The sequence below is a fragment of the Pseudoalteromonas sp. Of11M-6 genome (assembly GCF_022347905.1).
GTDB lineage: Bacteria > Pseudomonadota > Gammaproteobacteria > Enterobacterales > Alteromonadaceae > Pseudoalteromonas.
This window is the reverse complement of record NZ_JAKRFW010000004.1, coordinates 26,359-43,881: the sequence shown is the minus strand read 5'-3', so window position 1 is coordinate 43,881 and position 17,523 is coordinate 26,359. Positions and strand designations below refer to the sequence as shown.

The 17,523-nt window shown below is 42.8% G+C and carries 21 protein-coding genes and 1 tRNA gene; 4 read left to right on the top strand and 18 right to left on the bottom strand.

The window, feature by feature from the left end:
* Positions 1-6 precede the first annotated feature (6 nt).
* From MHN32_RS03385 to MHN32_RS03365, 5 genes are all read right to left on the bottom strand, one after another.
* Complete coding sequence (locus tag MHN32_RS03385; protein WP_010369284.1) at positions 7-690, bottom strand: flagellar hook assembly protein FlgD; 684 nt, start codon at positions 688-690, stop codon at positions 7-9.
* A gap of 17 nt (positions 691-707) precedes the next feature.
* Entirely contained in the window at positions 708-1,139 is a 432-nt protein-coding gene (flgC, locus tag MHN32_RS03380; protein WP_010606302.1) for a flagellar basal body rod protein FlgC, read from the bottom strand.
* A gap of 2 nt (positions 1,140-1,141) precedes the next feature.
* A complete protein-coding gene (gene flgB / locus MHN32_RS03375; RefSeq protein WP_010369289.1) occupies positions 1,142-1,552 on the bottom strand; it encodes a flagellar basal body rod protein FlgB in 411 nt (136 codons plus the stop codon).
* Between the two features lie 280 nt (positions 1,553-1,832).
* Positions 1,833-2,666 (bottom strand): protein-glutamate O-methyltransferase CheR, encoded by an 834-nt coding sequence (locus tag MHN32_RS03370; RefSeq protein ID WP_010369291.1) that lies wholly within the window; start codon positions 2,664-2,666, stop codon positions 1,833-1,835.
* A gap of 15 nt (positions 2,667-2,681) precedes the next feature.
* Positions 2,682-3,614: a chemotaxis protein CheV gene (locus MHN32_RS03365; RefSeq protein ID WP_010606301.1), complete on the bottom strand. Its 933-nt coding sequence runs from the start codon at positions 3,612-3,614 to the stop codon at positions 2,682-2,684.
* Positions 3,615-3,754: 140 nt separating this feature from the next.
* Here MHN32_RS03365 and flgA point away from each other — a divergent pair, with 140 nt between their 5' ends.
* The 3 genes from flgA to MHN32_RS03350 all read left to right on the top strand — a co-directional run bounded on the left by flgA (position 3,755) and on the right by MHN32_RS03350 (position 5,279).
* Positions 3,755-4,462: a flagellar basal body P-ring formation chaperone FlgA gene (flgA, locus tag MHN32_RS03360; RefSeq protein ID WP_010606300.1), complete on the top strand. Its 708-nt coding sequence runs from the start codon at positions 3,755-3,757 to the stop codon at positions 4,460-4,462.
* Between the two features lie 72 nt (positions 4,463-4,534).
* Positions 4,535-4,858, top strand: a complete 324-nt coding sequence (gene flgM, locus MHN32_RS03355) for a flagellar biosynthesis anti-sigma factor FlgM (RefSeq protein ID WP_010369298.1) — start codon at positions 4,535-4,537, stop codon at positions 4,856-4,858.
* Complete coding sequence (locus MHN32_RS03350) at positions 4,851-5,279, top strand: flagellar protein FlgN (protein WP_102056453.1); 429 nt, start codon at positions 4,851-4,853, stop codon at positions 5,277-5,279. Before flgM ends, MHN32_RS03350 begins: the two co-directional genes overlap by 8 nt.
* 74 nt (positions 5,280-5,353) lie before the next feature.
* On the opposite strand, the gene MHN32_RS03345 is transcribed toward MHN32_RS03350, so the two are convergent.
* Positions 5,354-5,830, bottom strand: coding sequence for a flagellar biosynthesis protein FlgP (locus MHN32_RS03345; protein ID WP_239420876.1), 477 nt, complete (start codon positions 5,828-5,830; stop codon positions 5,354-5,356).
* Positions 5,831-6,034: 204 nt separating this feature from the next.
* Between MHN32_RS03345 and MHN32_RS03340 the strand changes: the two genes are divergently transcribed.
* Entirely contained in the window at positions 6,035-7,231 is a 1,197-nt protein-coding gene (locus MHN32_RS03340; protein ID WP_239420875.1) for a flagellar assembly protein T N-terminal domain-containing protein, read from the top strand.
* Positions 7,232-7,339: 108 nt separating this feature from the next.
* Here the strand turns inward: MHN32_RS03340 and MHN32_RS03335 are convergent.
* From MHN32_RS03335 to MHN32_RS03280, 12 genes are all read right to left on the bottom strand, one after another.
* Positions 7,340-7,414 (bottom strand) — tRNA-Arg (locus MHN32_RS03335).
* A gap of 333 nt (positions 7,415-7,747) precedes the next feature.
* Positions 7,748-8,389 (bottom strand): FlgO family outer membrane protein, encoded by a 642-nt coding sequence (locus MHN32_RS03330; protein ID WP_239420874.1) that lies wholly within the window; start codon positions 8,387-8,389, stop codon positions 7,748-7,750.
* A 10-nt stretch (positions 8,390-8,399) separates the two neighbouring features.
* Positions 8,400-9,053 carry a FlgO family outer membrane protein gene (locus tag MHN32_RS03325; RefSeq protein WP_017218092.1) on the bottom strand — a complete coding sequence of 218 codons (654 nt, stop codon included), beginning with the start codon at positions 9,051-9,053 and terminating at the stop codon, positions 8,400-8,402.
* 14 nt (positions 9,054-9,067) lie between these two features.
* Complete coding sequence (locus MHN32_RS03320) at positions 9,068-9,622, bottom strand: FlgO family outer membrane protein (RefSeq protein ID WP_227387649.1); 555 nt, start codon at positions 9,620-9,622, stop codon at positions 9,068-9,070.
* 81 nt (positions 9,623-9,703) lie between these two features.
* The gene (locus MHN32_RS03315) at positions 9,704-10,309 is read right to left on the bottom strand and encodes an SPOR domain-containing protein (RefSeq protein ID WP_239420873.1); all 606 of its coding nucleotides are present in this window, start codon (positions 10,307-10,309) and stop codon (positions 9,704-9,706) included.
* Positions 10,296-13,238, bottom strand: coding sequence for a hypothetical protein (locus MHN32_RS03310; protein ID WP_239420872.1), 2,943 nt, complete (start codon positions 13,236-13,238; stop codon positions 10,296-10,298). The genes MHN32_RS03315 and MHN32_RS03310 overlap by 14 nt, the downstream gene beginning before the upstream one ends.
* 19 nt (positions 13,239-13,257) lie before the next feature.
* Positions 13,258-13,980: a fimbria/pilus periplasmic chaperone gene (locus MHN32_RS03305; protein WP_017218096.1), complete on the bottom strand. Its 723-nt coding sequence runs from the start codon at positions 13,978-13,980 to the stop codon at positions 13,258-13,260.
* 63 nt (positions 13,981-14,043) lie between these two features.
* The gene (locus MHN32_RS03300; RefSeq protein WP_238536734.1) at positions 14,044-14,502 is read right to left on the bottom strand and encodes a DUF4402 domain-containing protein; all 459 of its coding nucleotides are present in this window, start codon (positions 14,500-14,502) and stop codon (positions 14,044-14,046) included.
* Between the two features lie 3 nt (positions 14,503-14,505).
* Positions 14,506-15,087 carry a DUF4402 domain-containing protein gene (locus tag MHN32_RS03295; protein ID WP_010606289.1) on the bottom strand — a complete coding sequence of 194 codons (582 nt, stop codon included), beginning with the start codon at positions 15,085-15,087 and terminating at the stop codon, positions 14,506-14,508.
* Between the two features lie 99 nt (positions 15,088-15,186).
* The gene (locus tag MHN32_RS03290) at positions 15,187-15,696 is read right to left on the bottom strand and encodes a hypothetical protein (protein WP_239420871.1); all 510 of its coding nucleotides are present in this window, start codon (positions 15,694-15,696) and stop codon (positions 15,187-15,189) included.
* Between the two features lie 87 nt (positions 15,697-15,783).
* Positions 15,784-16,668 (bottom strand): UTP--glucose-1-phosphate uridylyltransferase GalU, encoded by an 885-nt coding sequence (gene galU / locus MHN32_RS03285; RefSeq protein ID WP_237116871.1) that lies wholly within the window; start codon positions 16,666-16,668, stop codon positions 15,784-15,786.
* Between the two features lie 8 nt (positions 16,669-16,676).
* Positions 16,677-17,510, bottom strand: a complete 834-nt coding sequence (locus MHN32_RS03280; RefSeq protein ID WP_211868403.1) for a thymidylate synthase — start codon at positions 17,508-17,510, stop codon at positions 16,677-16,679.
* Between the last annotated feature and the right edge of the window lie 13 nt (positions 17,511-17,523).

The following is a 17,523-nucleotide window of genomic DNA, read 5'->3' as shown; positions in this document are numbered from 1 at the left end:
AAACTACTATGCTATTTCAGCAATATCAGTTAAGCGCACCGCGCCTTCTTTGGTATTAATGACGATGCCGTTAGCACCATTAACATTAACACTGTCTATATTTCTAAATGTGGCCGACGGTAAAGTTTGATATTCACCTTCAATCATACCCTCCGCTTTTATGGTGTATTCACCTGGAGGCATCATCTCACCGTCTTTATTTTTACCATCCCAATCGAATCGCACAGCGCCCACACTTTGTTCGCCAAATTCAAGCGTCTTTACAAGCGCTCCAGATTCATCATAGATACCCACTGATAGATTCTGAACTGGTTCCTGTACAATCACAGAACCTTTTGTAAGTGCATCGTCACCATGTTCTAACGTCGTTGATTCGAGTAATGCTTTCTTACCAATCAGCGTTGATGCTTGAAGCGCCGAGTTAGAAGTCATCGATGCAGCTAACGAGTCAAAGTTCTCATTTAACTTTGAGATCCCCTCGGCCATGGTAAAACTTGTCATCTGCGCGATCATTTGATCGTTGTCCGCAGGCTTACTTGGATCTTGGAAAGAGAGCTGTTGAGTAAGCAGCGAGAAGAAATCTTCTTGCGATAGCTCATCTCTGGGCTTTTTCTCCTCGGCCTGTTTCTGCCTGTCCCAGTAGAGTGAATCTACACCCGTTGAAGAAGTGGCATTTACATTATTACTCATCAGCTGTTACTCCCAATTTAGCGCTGGCCTAGTTGCAATGTTTTACTAAGCATTTGCTTTGCAGCATCTGCAACTTGAACATTGGTTTGGTAAGAGCGAGAAGCAGAAATCATGTTTGCCATCTCCTCTACCACATTCACATTCGGTTTATAAATGTAGCCATTTGCGTCAGCACTTGGGTGGTTTGGGTTATATTCAACTTGAAGCGGCTTATCGCTCTCAACCACACCTAATACTTTTACTCCAACTGACGATCCCGCGACATTGCTCTGGGAAGCTGAAGCTTTGGAAAGTTCAGCGGCAAATACAGGGTGTCTAGCGCGATAAACATTATCTTGACTAGAACTCACTGAGTTTGCGTTCGAGATATTACTTGCGGTGGTATTTAGTCGCACATTCTGTGCACTCATCCCTGAACCCGCAATATCGAAAACGTTATATAAACTCATAATTATGCCCCTTGTCCGCCGAGTGCCTTCTTAAGGCCACTGAACTTACCACCAAGAAATTGCAAACTGGCTTGGTACTCTAATGCATTCTGTACATACAAATTTCGTTCCACTTGTATATCTACTGAGTTACCATCACCTGTATCTGCTTGATTTGGCGAACGATATAGTTCAGATGAGTTACTCATTTTAGTACCACCACTGAGGTGTTTTGCATCTGTTCTAACCATATCATTGCCGCTTCTTTGCATTGTCTTTGCCGCTTTCAAAGCACTAGCAAAGTCGATATCTTTAGCTTTGTATCCTGGAGTGTCTGCGTTTGCGATATTGCTTGCTAGAATTTCAGCGCGTTGTGAGCGAAGCAGCATAGTATGCTGATGTATACCCAACGCTTTATCGAAACTAATTGCCATTATCTGACTCCAAAAAATTGACTCAGGTATGACAAAGCAATCTTTAGGCCAGTTTTAATGTTAAATTTATCCCTTAAATTTCATACAATTAAACTATATTTTAGGAATAATTAAACTTGAATCAGTGTTGAGTCGGTAACGTAAATAAGAGCAAATATTCGAATAATTGACAACTTGGCTGAAGCAATTTGAGGCTAAAAGGTAGGAGATGGTTATTAGAATTACGTTACACATTGCAAATACTAGCTATAGCGACTATCCCTGCCGCTATATGTGAGTATTAAGTCTTTTTCTGATAGATAATCCCAGGATTACAACGGATCATATTAAAGTCGTCACTCAACCCCGCCATCGATTCCGACGCCCCTAAAAACAAATAGCCATTCGGGTTTAACGACTGAGCAAATTGCGAAATGATTTTGGCTTTCACTTCAGGTGAAAAATAGATCAGGACGTTACGGCAGAAAATAACATCAAACTTACCCATCAACGCGTAAGAATCTAGCAAGTTTAAATGTCTAAAGCTGACCATTTTACGGATAGGTTCAACTACCTTAGCCATTCCATTACCGCTATCCATAAAAAACTTCTTTCTGCGCTCAGGCGACAACCCTCTCGCCAACGCCAACGCGTCATATTCAGCATTCTTACACATATCAAGCATCGTGTTAGAAATGTCTGTACCAACGATCTGAACACCCATTTTCAGCGCGCCTGGGCTTTTACTCACATATTCACTCGCAGACATCGCAATTGAATATGGCTCTTGTCCTGATGAACTTGCCGCCGACCAAATCTTAACTGGACGTCTCAAGTCTTTAAACTCTGGTAAGATTTTCGATTTAATTAGCTCGAACGGATAAGTATCCCTAAACCAAAGTGTTTCATTCGTTGTCATCGCATCCACCACAGCGGCACGCAATTGCCGCTCATGGGGACTGAGTGTTTTAGCTACTAAAGACGATAGTGTTTCCACACCAAAGCGAGCCATCAGAGGAGCGAGTCGGCTTTTGACCAAGTACAATTTATTGTCACCCAGTACAATACCGCACTGTTGCTCCAAAAAGGTTCTAAATTGGTCGTACTCTTTTTGCTCTAAATGCTTATTTTCCAAGTGCTACCACCAGCTTTAATCACAATGAACCCATTTTTTAACCGCTGAAGCTAATTCATCTGGGTTAAACTTAGCAATAAAATCATCAGCGCCAACCTTCTCAATCATGGCCTGATTAAATACACCACTCAGTGAAGTATGGAGTATCACATGCAATGGCGCTAATTTTGGATCAGCTTTTATTTCAGCCGTTAGCGTATAACCATCCATTTCTGGCATTTCAACGTCAGAAATCAATAGCCCAACTCGCTCGGTGACATTATTTTGACAGTCCATTTCGGCAATTTCACGAAGCCTGATAAGTGCTTCTTTACCATTCTTTGCCAGCTCAGTCTGAACACCTAATGGCTCCAATGCACGTTTGACCTGATTACGAGCAACCGCAGAGTCATCAGCGATAAAGACAATACGTTCGCCTAAATCTTTTTGCATTTCACCATCAGAGACAATGTCAGCACTGACTTCCGTGTTGATCGGGCAAATTTCATTGAGGATCTTTTCTACGTCTAATATTTCAACTAGCTCGTTTTCAATTTCTGTAACCGCTGTCAAATAGGAATAACGGCCTGCCCCAGATGGCGGGGGCATTATTTTTTCCCAGTTCATATTCACAATGCGTTCTACCGCACTGACTAAAAAGCCTTGAACTGAACGGTTGTATTCCGCAATTACAATAAAACAATTGCGAATATCTTGAATAGGAGGCCCACCAACCGCAAGTGACATGTCAATTACGGATATTGTTTGGCCTCGAATATGAGCAACCCCTCGAATCAAAGGGTTTGACTTGGGCATGCTTGTCAATGCTGGACATTGAAGCACTTCTCGGACTTTGAAAACGTTAATGCCGAAGCGCTGTCGACCTTGAAGTCGAAAAAGTAATAGCTCGAGACGGTTTTGTCCAACCAGCTGTGTACGTTGGTTAACCGAGTCTAAAATACCTGCCATTTCAATCTCCTACTGTATAAACCGCTAATCGGAACGATCTTTGCTTCGACTCTGATATGGTTTACCACCCTTGATTAGGTGCAGTTATTAAAGCAGAATCTTTATACCTTGTTTCACCCCATAAGCATAGTCGAAACATCATGAGTTTGTTAAAAAAAACCCATTACATTCAGTTTTTTTGTTTGTTCGCTTATTTTATAGGCGTTGACTATGGTTATTGTCAGCAATATGACAACAAAACTTTAGAACAAAGCGCAATAGAATTTGTTGAACCAAATGTAGAGCAAGATCCCGACAGCCAGCTATCACTAACTGCTATACCACTTGATTCAAGAATTCCAGCAAGGGATTGTCAATCACCGTTGCAATATAGTACAGCAATGACTCCGCCTTTTGACACTCAAGTGACTGTACAAATTAGATGCAACGATACCCTCAGCTGGACTCAATACGTCCACGTGCGTATCGATCACCTCTTCCCTATTTTAGTTAGCGCGACCATGTTAGAAAAAGGCCGTGTTATTCAGGATGACGATGTGAAAATAGAGTATCAGCCGAAACGTTTTCGTAGGGTTTCCTATATAGAAGATAAGTCGATACTAATAGGCAGTAGAAGCAAACGTAATATCAGAGAAGGTCAAGCCTTTACTCAGGCTCATATTTGTATGGTCTGCAAAGGCGATACGGTGACGATTATTGCTAAATCAGGTGGGCTTGTGATCAAAACTCAAGGAGAAGCGCAGCAAGATGGCAACCGTGGTGAACTTATTAATATTAAAAACGCTCGCTCTGGCAAAACCTTACGTGCTAGAGTAATAGAAGTGGAAACAGTAGAGGTGAATTTATAAAAAATTTGCTAAAGTAATACTATTAAACGCCGATAACAAGGCTGAGAGTATAATTTTATTGGGTCTACAATCATGGTTAATCAAGTTAACGGTCAGAATCAGTCTACATCCGTTGCTAATAATGTTAAGCAACAGAAGGCTGAATTGCAAAGAAATGATGCTAATAGTGCGTCAGTTAAATCACCAGCTACACCGAAAGCAGCTGCGGATTCAGTGAGCCTGACTCCACAAGCGCAACAGCTGAAAACGGTCAACGAAAAAGCGCAGCAGTCATCAGGCTTTGACGACAAGAAAGTCGAAGAACTGAAAAAAGCGATTGCAGAAGGCAAGTATCAAGTTGACGCGGAAAAACTAGCCAAAAACATAGCTGCATTTGAGTTCGAAATATATGGATGATTTGGTTCGGCTCTGCCACCACAAACTTTCAGAACAAATCTCGACGCTAGAAGCGATGACCCAGCTTCTGGCTCGTGAGCTTGACGAGCTCGCGTCTCGGCGTGGCGACAACTTAAAAGAAATCGCTCGTGAAAAGCTAACTCTCATTTCAAAACTGCAAAAGCTCGACAATGAATTGTCAAAAACTGAGTCTCACGTCTTTGAAAGCAGTGAAGTAGCCCCGCTCGTTGCTAAAGTGCGAGCACTACTCAGTGAGTGCCAAACCAAAAATGAAATCAATGCTAAAACGGCTCATCAGGCTAATGTAAGCACACGTGAACTAAAAGGGATCTTAATTGGCGCACCAACTTCAATTACATATGGTCAAGATGGCAGCGTGAAAAGTAGCGACAGTGAATTGGTACGTAACCTAAAGGCGTAGCCACGCCTGTCGTATTTTAGTATTGAGGAACAATCGAAGTGAAGCGCATTAAGTAAGCAATATGTGATGAGTGCTTACTTAAAGCTATAAGATATCTTCTTAATTTTCTGCGGCTTGACTTGAGTAATATACAAATCATAAACGCGTTTCATATCAAGCTCTAACTCCGTCGCGTAAGTATCACCAACTGCGTAACTTTTCAGCACCTTAGCCCCACGAACAAGTCCATTTACTTGGCCCTTAAGACCGTCGTTTTGCGCAACCGCTCCTTTTACCGTAATCGTGGATGTCAAATTCTGGCCATACAGTTGCTCAGCCAATTCACGATAGGCTTCTAATTTTGAGACTTTAATGGCCATTAGCTGCTTCTCACCCGCAGTTTTACCCGGCTGAGCACTCAAAGGAGCGTACCCCACAGCCCGTAAAACAGGAAAAGTTTCCGGTTGCACTGTTTCATATTCAATATGCTTATCAACGAGGCTTGAACAGCCGCTGAGCCCTGCTAGCGAACAAACCATAACAACTGAACTGATAGAATTAGTGATACGCATTTCACTACACTCCGCTACAATAAATACCAATCAAAATTTAACGCTTCCCCAGCATCTTGGTCTCGCAAGGGTTGTTGTGGTTTCATCGAGTATTGGCAATAAATAAAATTAACTTTCATAAAATATGATTATGCACGAACCTTGCCAAAATTTGGCACAGGTATTGCTGAGTTAAAGGGTAGTTTTTGATCTGGGCATTTAAACATGAAAAAGCAATTCGCGACCAGTCTATCATTGTTGTGTATCACCTTAACTAATCCCGCTTATGCTGAATGGTTTGAAGTTACCGGCATAGCTGACGTTAAAAATGGCGACCATCAAAAAGCCAAAAGAAAGGCGGTAAATGACGCCATCACACAAGCTTTGCTGTTTTCTGGCGCTTCGGTGAGTAGTGTGCAAACCGTCACCGATGGTGTACTCACCCAAGATCAACTTAAGATCCGCTCAAATGCTGAAATCCAAAGTGCCAACGTAATTGCTGAAGCAAAAGTTGGTGACTCATGGCAGGTGACATTACATATCGATATTACCCCACAGAGTGCTCAGTGCCCTACTAGTGCTTACGACAAACAGGTTGCAGTCACACAAAGTCAGTTAAAAAATAAACACCAAGCAACACTAGGTCAAATTTTTGACATAAATAAAGCGGTGAGCGAGCGCCTATACCAGACAATGTCTGAACAAAAGTTGAGCTTAGAACCTGTTCCTTATTTCGCACAGACCATAGACGTTAACCGCTTTTTCAGCCAGCGGTTTGATTATAATGAACAGCTAATCGAGACCATTACGGCAAATACGAACAGCCAATTTGTATTACTGAGTCAAATTACTGATATTGCAGGTGTCGATAAACTTAATAGCGACTTCGCATTTTGGCAAAGTGATAAATATTTAAGAAGCTTCAAGGTAGACTTTGCGCTGTTTGATGCACTTTCTCATGAAAGGGTGTGGCAAAAGCAATATGCCACTCAAGGCGTGTGGCCGTTTAAGAAGACCAAATTAATTGATGTGTACAGTGAGCGCTTTTGGCAGACAGATTATGCTGATGAGATCCAAACCACGCTGACACAAATCGCAACTGATTTAAACGCAGCGGTGGCCTGCTTACCAACCAACGGCAAAATCCTACATATCGATGATGAACAAGTCGTTATTAATTTGGGCCGCATGCATGGCTTAGAGAATGGCCAGATCCTTAACGTAGCGCATAGTAATCCGCTGACTAATGTCGATGGTAAAATATTTATGCATCAAATTAAAACCATTAATAAACTGCAAGTGATCCAGGTGAATGCGCAAAACGCCATTGCGGTAAATATCAGTAATCGCCCACTTCACAATGTGCAAATTAATGATTTGGTTGAAATTCAAATAGAAAATGAAAATGAGTTTGAACTGTAAGGTTAAGACTACCTATGACGCAGACAAGATTTTCGACGACTTTACACACTCTACATCATGCTTCCGCCGCCCATTTACTTTGGTAATTCCACGCAAAAGTGATACCAATGGCGTCCCCAGTAGGAATCGAACCTACATCTAAGCCTTAGGAGGGCCTTGTTTTATCCATTAAACTATGGGGACAATCTCTAAAGTCAGATAACGATCGCTTTTTTTGACCTTCACTAGCGGGATCTGCATTACTTAATACCCATGAAAGTCTGGAGTTGTCGATTCTCTGTTGTACTGCATCTCAGTGACTTCACTTTAGTATACTGATCTTAATGAACTTTTAAAGATTAATAGTCAATTTATTCGCGGTAATAAATGAGCTGGTTCAGTAGGTGAATACGCAGCAGTTAAGACCCACTACTGCGCTATCAGTTACTTCACTTGAGGTGTGAATAAGAAGTAGGATAGTTCTTCGTTTAATAAAACCTAAACGGTATTTTCTTCTAAAAACCGCTATTTGAAGTACTACCTTGCAGCGGTTGCCTGATCATCAAGGATAAAATACGGGATGGTCACCACCGTGCTTGCTATCACTAAGTTGGTGTTAAACTCTAACAATCTTGCATTTACCTCCACGCCTCGTGGACGGTAAACCATAGTGCCTGTGAGCAAATGGCTGGGAGATTGCGTGTTTTTCAAGCGGCTTGCGTTACGCGAAAAAGTCAAGTCGCCACTGGATGTCACTTCAATTTTCCCCAATGCTTTAAAGTCTAACGCTTGATAACCTAGCTTTTGCATTTGATGCATTAAGGACTCAGCCAATTGGTTTCCTAGCTGGTTTGTATCCCTTAATGATTCATTAAAGTTGACAAAACTGGCTACCGCTATCGACTCAGGCTTTTGCCCTAATACAGTATCTGACAGTTCCAACGCAATTTGATTGGCGTAGTTAGCAATTTCTTTGCGATGACGATAGCTAACGAAACCAATATCTTGCAATACCGAGGCTTGTGAATCTTCATTACGCTCTTGCTCTTCCATCATGGCATACAATATTTCCATGTCGGATTGCTGCGTTTCTGTAGGTTCGGAAGCCGTTTGTTTTGTCATTTCGCAGCCACCGAGTAATGCAAGTGTCGTCGCGAATAGCACTACATTTTTCATCATCGCCTCCGAATTAGTTCGCACGCTCTATACGAATGCCATCGTATGCCGCACCATCTTGTAGGGCGTTAACTACGTTTTGCGGTAAAAAGCCTTGAGCAGAACCCACGACACTTTTACTTCTAAGCCCAACCACTCTGGCATTAACCATAACCCCGCCCTGATGATTCACCAAAGTACCACCTAGCACATACAAAAAAGGATGGTCGTCAGATAGCTCTAAAAAGTCACGGCTAAAAATGAAATCGCCTTCAGGTGTCACCCGGATATAGTCTGTTGTTTTAAAGTCCACAACAGGGATCCCAAATGCATGAAGCTCATGGATAAAGCTTTCTGCCAACTGGTTACCCAGCAAGGAACCTTTATCAAATTCTTTATCTAAAAATACAAAGCTTGTCACTGCTACCGGCGTTTTCTCATTCACGTGTTTCAAGTTTGCAACCATGTCTTGCATAATAGACTGGACATAGTGAGTGACATTTTTACCAGCCATTTGCTGAGAAACAGAGAATTGTTTCATACCGTTTGGATTACTTTGATACATCGAAGATTTTTCAAAGCCATTACGCACGGGCTCAGCCTGAGCATTATCCACCGCAAAAAAGTTACTCTGAGCACAGCCAACCATCAATGAAAGCGGCAAAACCAAACTTAATACTTTTTTCATTACTTTCATCTCCACTAATATTGGCTCCGTATAATCTGACCGTCACGATTTGTGACACGCTCCGTACCCCACATAACAGCTTTTGGAATGCTGATTGATGCGGCTGAGACGGCTCGATTATGTAACGTATCAACCAGCCGCGCATTGACCAAATAGGTATCACGACTTTCTACGATTGTCCCGACCACCACGAGGTCAATTTTCTGGCGCTGATTCAGCACATTCAATTCTCGACTTAACATACTATCGGCAGAACTTTGTAAAGATAAAGCGTTTCTGAGTCGATATTCCACGACATCGGCCCCCATTTGACTTAAATGGGTCATGAGGGATTCTTGCAAGGCCACGCTCAAACCTGAACCTTGCCCAGCAACGGTATCATCCAGCTGATTAGCCTTAAAAAAACTTGTCACAGCAACCGTTGAGTTCGGCTTGAACGGCCGTACATACTGCCCGAGTTCCGCGGCTAACTGAGCGCCAAACCCATCTAAGTCAGGTAAGATTTCTTGCTGCTGGGTCGCTTCTCTTTTGCCGACCTGTTGGCTGTTTGTACACCCTGCCAACAACATAATCACTATGAGTGCTAGATATTTCATTTCACCAAGCCCACGATAAACTTATTGGATAAAATGCAAAATACGCACCAAGTTTTAAAGTCGATGACTGGTGTAATGGCTAACCAAACAGCTTAAACCTGCACGCTTAAGTTGCTGGCAACCTTTATATGCAGAGGCCTTATCTGCAAATGCACCTAATTTGAGCCGATAATATTTCGTATTTTGAATATCTATTTGCTCGATATTCACTTCGCTTGTTGCAAAGTCTTGCGGTAACTTATCCTTGAGTTGCTCGTAGGTTTGCCTAAGCTTGGTATATTCCGTTGTAGAGGCCAATTGAATTGCGAATTCAGCTATCTCGACAGGCTGTTTTTGTTTCTCGGTGGGCTTTGTTTTTTGCTCTATCACTTGCTCGGGTTGCTCTGCGAAAAGCTCAGCATGCTTTTGCTTTGCAAGCGAATTTGATAGCTGCATCGCAATAACATCTAAATCTTCCTGCACTTCTTCAAACCTAGCAACCTGCTGTTTTAGCGCTCTGAGCTGTTCTACTTCTTGTTGTAAGGTGCTTACCTGCTGTTCCAATAAAGATATCTGCTTCTTCATTTGTAATGAGTCAAGTTGACTCTTGCTCGCAGTTGCTTGGCAACCACTTAACGCAACGAAACTGAGCATAATGAGATGCCACTTAATTGATTGCATTGTTTTCTCTTTCATAAATAGTTAAGGCTTCCACCGTGCAAGAAACTTTGAAGGGAAGTAGATTTTGGCAAATATTTGCCGCATTTTGTGTGGCGTCATCTCTTAATATAAGTAAATAAGTGGCGTCGCCTTCTTGTTCCGCATACCCAAAACCACCGCTTAATAACGCGGGATAACGCTTAGCCAAAATCGCCGCGTACACTTTTAATATCGTTAATGTCTTGAAGCGTCCAACTACAGCAAACTCTCGCGTGGTTGCGCGCTGTCGTTGTAATTCGTGATTTACATCAAGCAGCAAGTCTCCCTCTGCACTTAACTCCACTTCTATCTGTTGAGTACTGGCTACCGCGAGCCTTTTCGCATCACTTATTGCTGTACGGTAAGTCCCAGGCTTCAAACCAGTAAATACATAGTAGCCGTCATATGCCGTCTGAGTGCGCGCGACTTCGTTACCCGTTTCATCAAGTAAACTCACGGTAGTGAATCCTGCAGGTCGGCGCTCAGTACCCTCATTGATTTCAACAATACCTTCAACTTCCGACGAGTTTACAAATGGTATTTCAACATATTCAATATGACCGGGTCTTGGAGTGAATGAAAAGCCATCATTAGCGGGAATTAAAAAGGGTTCAGGGATCGTTTCTTTGTCAACAATAATATCTGTTCGTTTGTAATTAACCATTGCGGGTAATAGAGCCACACCGTCGTCGTCAGTTTTACCTTGTGCAAAGTTTTGCAATGCTTTTATAGTTACCCCCTTCAGCGGTAACTCCCCATCGTCAAGATAGCCGTTATTATTTTGGTCGATAAAAGCACGAATCATCAAAGAGCCAAACTGCGACAAGCGTTTGCCAGTTAAAAAAACCTGATCTACGGTTTCGCCTGCTCCAATACTTACTTGTCCAGAGAGGCCTAGTTGCCAGTTATCATCGTTATCGTATTGCAAGTCTGTTAACAACCGAAACTTATCATGGTTCCAGCTCAATCCAAGTTCGGTTTTATAGTATTCCGCAGCAAAGTCTTTGTATAAGGTAATGCCAAGATCAAGCTCAGGACTTAGCGCTTTGCTCAACTCTAGCTCAGCAGCTGTAATTTCATTAGCAGGTTCTATGTCATACCAAGTAGTAAAACGACTATATATCCCAAAAATCCTTCGCTGCCAGCGCAAGTAGCCACTCACATCGCTGGCTTGATCTGTCTGCGCTTGCCACACAAATTGGTTACTGAAAGTGCCCCAATAATTCCCCGTGCTAAACAGCAGCGACGCTTGCTCGGTGGTGTCTATATTAGCTCTATTAAGCTGAAAGTATTCAGCACGATAGTAAATTTTAGCGGCATCAAAAAGAGACCAATCTCCCGCCGCCGTTAATTTTATCTCGGTCGCATTTTCATCCCGTTCTAAATCTTCCTTTAGCTCAAATTTAGCACCTACCTGCTGGCCAAATAGACGGGTTCGAGTATTTGCAGAGAGACGTTGGTTCGCTTCGCTCTTATTATAGTCAACATCCAGTAATAGTCGTTTATTAATATTGGTGTTAAACCCTGTAGAAAAGTATTGTTCTGAGGCGCTATTTTTTACACCTTGACGATGCTGCAAGCCTGCATACACCGCAAAGTTTTTAGTAAGACCGTAGTCAAATCGACCATTTATTTGCCAGCTTGATGCTCCTGATACCGCAGTCTTGTCGCCCAGTATACTTTTGCCCGTCTCAGTAATTGATACGGCAAAAAAGCCTTCGCCTTCGTTTACGGTGCTCTGTTCAACATAATAGGTCTGCACTTCTTTTGATACTTGACCTTGCCCTCCATACATCACCAGTTCAAAGGTATTTTCACCAAATAGTAAATCAATATTTTCAAACTCATAGCGCCCAGATTGAACATTATTTTCTTGCCCTATTAGCAAGCCATTTCGATAAAGCTCTACGTCCCACCCTACCTGAACAGGACCTGAGATGACAATGCGCTGACGGTTAGTGCGGCTATCTAACGGCGCGTTACTGAAGTTCACTCCTCGCCCTTCTTCATTTAGCGCATCAACTCCAACTTGAACACTCTGTACATCACCGAGCGATACCTTGGTAAAGTTGCCAAACGGTAAAACATCGGCTTTTTTAGAAGCACGGTTTAGGGATAATCGTGAGCGATTAATCACATCTCCCTCTCTACCAGCAATAAAATACTGAGCTTGCCAATAGGCGATGTCTTGCGAACCAAAAAGGGAATAAGACGTCTGACTAATGTCTTCAGTCACCTGCGCATTTATCTGAGCATCCAGCACTGGTTTACCGATGCTTTGATAAGGACTTGGTCGCCACGGTAATGTTGCGCTGGCATTGCGGTCAAACCTGACAACTTCTCTTCCTAATCGCTGTTGCTGTGCTTCTATTGGCAGAATTTGCCTACTTTTAACCGTAAGAGATAAATCCTGTATATCGGTAAACAGGCTCACATCGAATAAGGTCGCAACGATATAATCGGCGAGAAATACCTCACCATTGATAACCTGAACCTCCTTATCACTCAATTGCGTTCGCTGCCCTTTGCTCTCAACTAAATGCGCTTTGGCATTAAGACTAAAGGTGTTTTCAGGTGTGAAGAACCAGCCATCAAAAGTTCCTGATACATCTTCTGATACCACAAAGCCCAAAGCTGAAAACAAGCTCAAGAGTTCCACATTGACGCCTTGTTCCGACGTCACCGCGATCACTTCACCTAAATATAAATTTCCTTTATAAGCGGATAAAAACAGTTCCGTACCAACATCAACCCGAGAGACCTCCCGCTCACTTTGCTGTATCGCAAGTTTTGCTTTCACTCGTTCAACCCGTTCTAATAGCTGTTGCAAAGTATCAACCTGCGATGCCATAGCAGGTTGATAGCATAGTATGCCAATTAGTAACGCGCGCCAAATAGCGGGGGCTCTCATTACGTTCGCTTACCCTAAACTACAAAGATACCGAATCATCTACAAAGGTACGGTCAGTGTACTCCTCATCACCCACATACTTGATTAAGACCTTGCCTGATGGCCCAAGCTTAATTGCAGGGTCTATCGAGAATTCTACACTCCTTTGATTAAGCTCTGGATATACGGCAAACTTATTTAATACTCCGATCCGCACCGGTTTAACGTCATTTTTCCCCTGCCAATAAGCGGATAATTCGCCAAAGCTACTATATTTCCCAGTTCGATTAAGTAGTACCGTAATTGCCTGACGACCATTTTTCGCGTTGCTTACAATGACATCCTCAAGCTGTACTTGCGGGTTCGCATCGCCAACTCGTAGCATCACCGGAATGCTATAGCTCATCAGCACGTCAATATTGATACCTTCTTGCAGCTTGCCTTTATTATTCGGCAGCTCCCTAAAAAGCAAATGTGAGCGATACTCTCCTTGTTCCATATTCGCCTTTCTGCGCACAGCCAGCTTTATTACCTGACGCTCACCAGGCCCTAGTGTTACTTGCCTAGGTGAAATACGAATGAAATGGCTTGCAGCCATAGGGTTCATTTTTTGCTCGGCAAAGTTGGCATAACCACCTTCTTTAAGTGCTAGCTTCTCTTGAAATTCAAGTCGATAAGATTTGGTCACATCACCATTATTAATGATTGTAACCCTCTCAATTCTCTGACGCTCTTCGAAAGCAACCCGTGTTGGGGTGATCATCAGATTGGCGCTTACTTTACAGCAACAAAACAAAAGCAGCGTTAATATTAATTTATTCATAATTTAGTAAGACAAAGTTATTTCAACGTTCAAGGTTTGCACTCCATCCGATAGCGATTTACCATTGCCAGCAAAGCGCAATTGACCACCGACCTTAAACTCACCAGACCCAACACTATCGGTGTAAATCGCCTTCTCGTGATACAGCTCTGTCAATTGGAAGGCATCGGATGCACCAAGATTCCAATATCCAAACCAGTCGTTGTAAATGGTAGATTGGACGCTAATTTGGCGATTGTGAGGAAAATCGGTCAAGAGGATTTCTGCCGCATGACCAAACTCTACGAATAGAATATTGCTTGAGGTTTGTGGCCTGACATTAGGTTCTATTGTCACAGTGCCTGCGCTATTTTGGTCAATAATCGCAATAGTGCCAAAGCTCAATTTCTTAACGACCGATATATCTTGAGCTTTGGCCAAGTGACTGGCAAAAAGCAATGCCAGTACCATGTAACGCCACATGTTTTAGTAAGCGATTTCGATATCAACTTTACTGGTGTATACACCACCACCATACGTATCTGTTCCAGAAAGTGCTTTCGTACTTAATGTCGCACCAACGGAAAGCGTTGCGGCACCATTTGCATCAACCCTAAACTTGTTGTTTGTCACTTCACTATTAGGCTGTGCACCACTTACCACATAAAACTCAAAATCCTTTAAATCAAAAGAGGCATTACCCACGCTATCAACCGTAGTTGCGGCCGGAACTGTAATCGTTAGCTCAGTGTTTGGCGCTGCATCAGTGATATTGATAGAGCCTGCTCCACCTGTACTAATAAGGTTTATTACTGCGTCACCAGTATTCTTGATTTCAGGATCGGTCAGTGTTGGATCCGCCTCAATCTTCATCGTGGCGACATCAGCTGCATCGCCCTGCACTCGAATGATACCGAAATCAAGCGGATCACCAGCTTCCGCTGAAAATAAGTTTTTAACTTCTACTTTAACTTCAAGACGGGCAGTATCTTTAGCAATTGCTGAAGAAGTAAGTAAAGCAGCGGAAATAGAGCTTGCAACAAGCGCAGATTTAATCAGTGTTTTCATCTTTAAATTCCTTTAGGAGTCATTTTTATCATCACCGCAATGCCATTTTTTTGGTGACTTATTGTTTATCGTTCCCAAATGGGAAAACTTTAGTAAAAATTAAAGCATTAATCTCCTACAATCAATGCTTTGGATAGAAAATAGTCTACAGTAGATTTTTGCTTCTTGAGTTGATCTTAATCCAGAAACTGTTGCCCAATCCCACATTTCAAATGCTTGAATTCGAAATTCTGCCTCAGAGAATATACTAGGAAACTTTCGCTTTACTGCCGCTAATAGCGCTTGATGTTGCTCAACTTGAGGCATGGAATTGATGGATATTGGAAACAACTTGAGTTGAATTCCAGTCGTTTGATTCGCCTTTTGTTTACTGGCGGAATAACGCTTAACCTCTACGTCAGTAGTCGATGCTGCTTGGATATTATCGACGCTAGCTTGAGACTCTAACAAAGTCAGCAGGTTTGAGAGATCCTCTTCTAACGAGCTCAATCGCTTAATACTTTTGAGCTGTTGCTCACTTAACTGCGAGGGCTGTTGAACTGAATGACTACAGCCACCTAAGGTGATTACAGAGCCGAGTAGTATAAGTTTAAAAAACTGAATATTCACAATAAGTTATAACAAAAATCCATTTTCTGCTATGGTACATAAATCGCGGTAAATAACCAAATGCTTTTACCGCAAATATCGGTACATTTAACTTTTTGCAATAGAATCGATAAGAGAAGCAAGCTCAGTCGAATACTCTTCTCTTCGCATCGCATGCTCAACTATCGCTTTTAAATAGCCAATTTTACTTCCGCAATCATGGCTTTTTCCACGTAGCGAGTATGCATCAACTTGCTCTCGCTCCATCAACATGGCAATCGCATCGGTCAATTGAATTTCACCACCAGCACCTAGCGGTGTTTTTGCCAAAAGTGGCCAAATAGATTTATTTAACACGTAACGACCAACAACAGCTAAGTTTGAAGGTGCACTTTGCTGTTCAGGCTTTTCGACAATAGACTGCATCGCGCCTGACTCTCCTTGCGCGAGTGCTGCTCCTCCCAAGTCCACAATACCAAACTGAGAAACGAGTTCAGGCGCTACCGCTTCTACCATCACTTGGCTATTACCTGACGCTTTAAAACGCGCGATCATATCAGCAAGATTATCTTTTGTTAGATCGCATGCAGCGTCATCGACTAATACGTCAGGCAGCATAACCACAAAGGGCTCATCGCCAATCACAGGGGCAGCGCAATTGATGGCATGACCAAGGCCACGAGCCTCACCTTGACGCACATGGATCAGCGTAACGCCTTTGGGGCATATAGATTGTACTTCTTCTAGCAGCTGACGCTTAACCCGTTTTTCCAGTGTCGCTTCCAACTCAAAGCTTTTATCAAAGTGGTTTTCAATTGAGTTTTTACTTGAATGGGTTACCAGGACAATTTCTTTGACGCCAGCGGCCGCTGCTTCATCTACCACATACTGGATCAGAGGCTTATCGACAATTGGCAGCATTTCTTTTGGAATGGCCTTCGTTGCTGGTAACATGCGGGTGCCAAGACCCGCCACTGGAATAACGGCTTTCATAAATGCTCCTAAATCGCGACCGGTGCCTTTATATGCGGGTGACATTCGTAGTTCACCAGTTCAAAGTCTTCAAACTTAAAACCAAATATGTCTTTTACTTGAGGGTTGATCTGCATTTGCGGCTTCGCAAACGGCGCTCGGCTTAGCTGCTCTTCAACTTGTTCCATGTGGTTTAGGTATAAATGGGCATCGCCGAAGGTATGTACAAAATCCCCCACTTCTAAGTCACAAACTTGTGCAATCATCATCGTTAACAGCGCATAGCTTGCGATGTTAAAGGGCACACCTAAGAAAATATCCGCACTGCGCTGATAAAGCTGGCAAGAAAGCCTGCCATCTAGTACATAAAATTGAAATAACGTGTGGCAAGGTGGCAACGCTTGTTTGCCCATCGCTGCATTTTCTTTCGGTGAATAGTTAGTATCAGGCAAAAGCGCAGGGTTCCAAGCACTCACAATCAGGCGACGAGAGTCAGGGTTGGTTTTGATTTGCTCTACAACATCTTTGATTTGATCTATCACTTCACCATTTGGCCCCGTCCAAGAGCGCCACTGGCTGCCATAAACTGGCCCTAAGTCCCCTTCATCCGTTGCCCAGCCATCCCAAATGCTAACGCCATTTTCCTTTAGGTATTTGATGTTAGTATCGCCTTGCAAGAACCAAAGTAGCTCGTGGATAATCGAGCGTAGATGACACTTTTTCGTCGTTACAAGCGGAAAGCCTTCTTGCAAGTTGAAGCGCATCTGGTATCCAAAAACACTCACTGTGCCAGTGCCAGTGCGGTCTTCTTTTTTTGTGCCATTATCACGCACATGGCGCATCAGTTCTAAATATTGCTTCATTGTTCGCTACTCT

What these genes read in the sequence shown, in the direction of transcription:
- MHN32_RS03350 (WP_102056453.1), top strand. Translation starts at nt 4,851, where the DNA reads ATGGATGATTTGGTTCGGCTCTGCCACCACAAACTTTCAGAACAAATC.
- flgA (WP_010606300.1), top strand. Translation starts at nt 3,755, where the DNA reads ATGAGTTTGTTAAAAAAAACCCATTACATTCAGTTTTTTTGTTTGTTC.
- flgC (WP_010606302.1), bottom strand. Translation starts at nt 1,139, where the DNA reads ATGAGTTTATATAACGTTTTCGATATTGCGGGTTCAGGGATGAGTGCA.
- MHN32_RS03310 (WP_239420872.1), bottom strand. Translation starts at nt 13,238, where the DNA reads ATGAGAGCCCCCGCTATTTGGCGCGCGTTACTAATTGGCATACTATGC.
- MHN32_RS03345 (WP_239420876.1), bottom strand. Translation starts at nt 5,830, where the DNA reads ATGCGTATCACTAATTCTATCAGTTCAGTTGTTATGGTTTGTTCGCTA.
- MHN32_RS03280 (WP_211868403.1), bottom strand. Translation starts at nt 17,510, where the DNA reads ATGAAGCAATATTTAGAACTGATGCGCCATGTGCGTGATAATGGCACA.
- MHN32_RS03365 (WP_010606301.1), bottom strand. Translation starts at nt 3,614, where the DNA reads ATGGCAGGTATTTTAGACTCGGTTAACCAACGTACACAGCTGGTTGGA.
- MHN32_RS03295 (WP_010606289.1), bottom strand. Translation starts at nt 15,087, where the DNA reads ATGAAAACACTGATTAAATCTGCGCTTGTTGCAAGCTCTATTTCCGCT.
- MHN32_RS03320 (WP_227387649.1), bottom strand. Translation starts at nt 9,622, where the DNA reads ATGTTGTTGGCAGGGTGTACAAACAGCCAACAGGTCGGCAAAAGAGAA.
- MHN32_RS03325 (WP_017218092.1), bottom strand. Translation starts at nt 9,053, where the DNA reads ATGAAAAAAGTATTAAGTTTGGTTTTGCCGCTTTCATTGATGGTTGGC.
- galU (WP_237116871.1), bottom strand. Translation starts at nt 16,668, where the DNA reads ATGAAAGCCGTTATTCCAGTGGCGGGTCTTGGCACCCGCATGTTACCA.
- MHN32_RS03305 (WP_017218096.1), bottom strand. Translation starts at nt 13,980, where the DNA reads ATGATCACCCCAACACGGGTTGCTTTCGAAGAGCGTCAGAGAATTGAG.
- MHN32_RS03330 (WP_239420874.1), bottom strand. Translation starts at nt 8,389, where the DNA reads ATGATGAAAAATGTAGTGCTATTCGCGACGACACTTGCATTACTCGGT.
- MHN32_RS03315 (WP_239420873.1), bottom strand. Translation starts at nt 10,309, where the DNA reads ATGCAATCAATTAAGTGGCATCTCATTATGCTCAGTTTCGTTGCGTTA.
- MHN32_RS03300 (WP_238536734.1), bottom strand. Translation starts at nt 14,502, where the DNA reads ATGTGGCGTTACATGGTACTGGCATTGCTTTTTGCCAGTCACTTGGCC.
- flgM (WP_010369298.1), top strand. Translation starts at nt 4,535, where the DNA reads ATGGTTAATCAAGTTAACGGTCAGAATCAGTCTACATCCGTTGCTAAT.
- MHN32_RS03340 (WP_239420875.1), top strand. Translation starts at nt 6,035, where the DNA reads ATGAAAAAGCAATTCGCGACCAGTCTATCATTGTTGTGTATCACCTTA.
- MHN32_RS03385 (WP_010369284.1), bottom strand. Translation starts at nt 690, where the DNA reads ATGAGTAATAATGTAAATGCCACTTCTTCAACGGGTGTAGATTCACTC.
- flgB (WP_010369289.1), bottom strand. Translation starts at nt 1,552, where the DNA reads ATGGCAATTAGTTTCGATAAAGCGTTGGGTATACATCAGCATACTATG.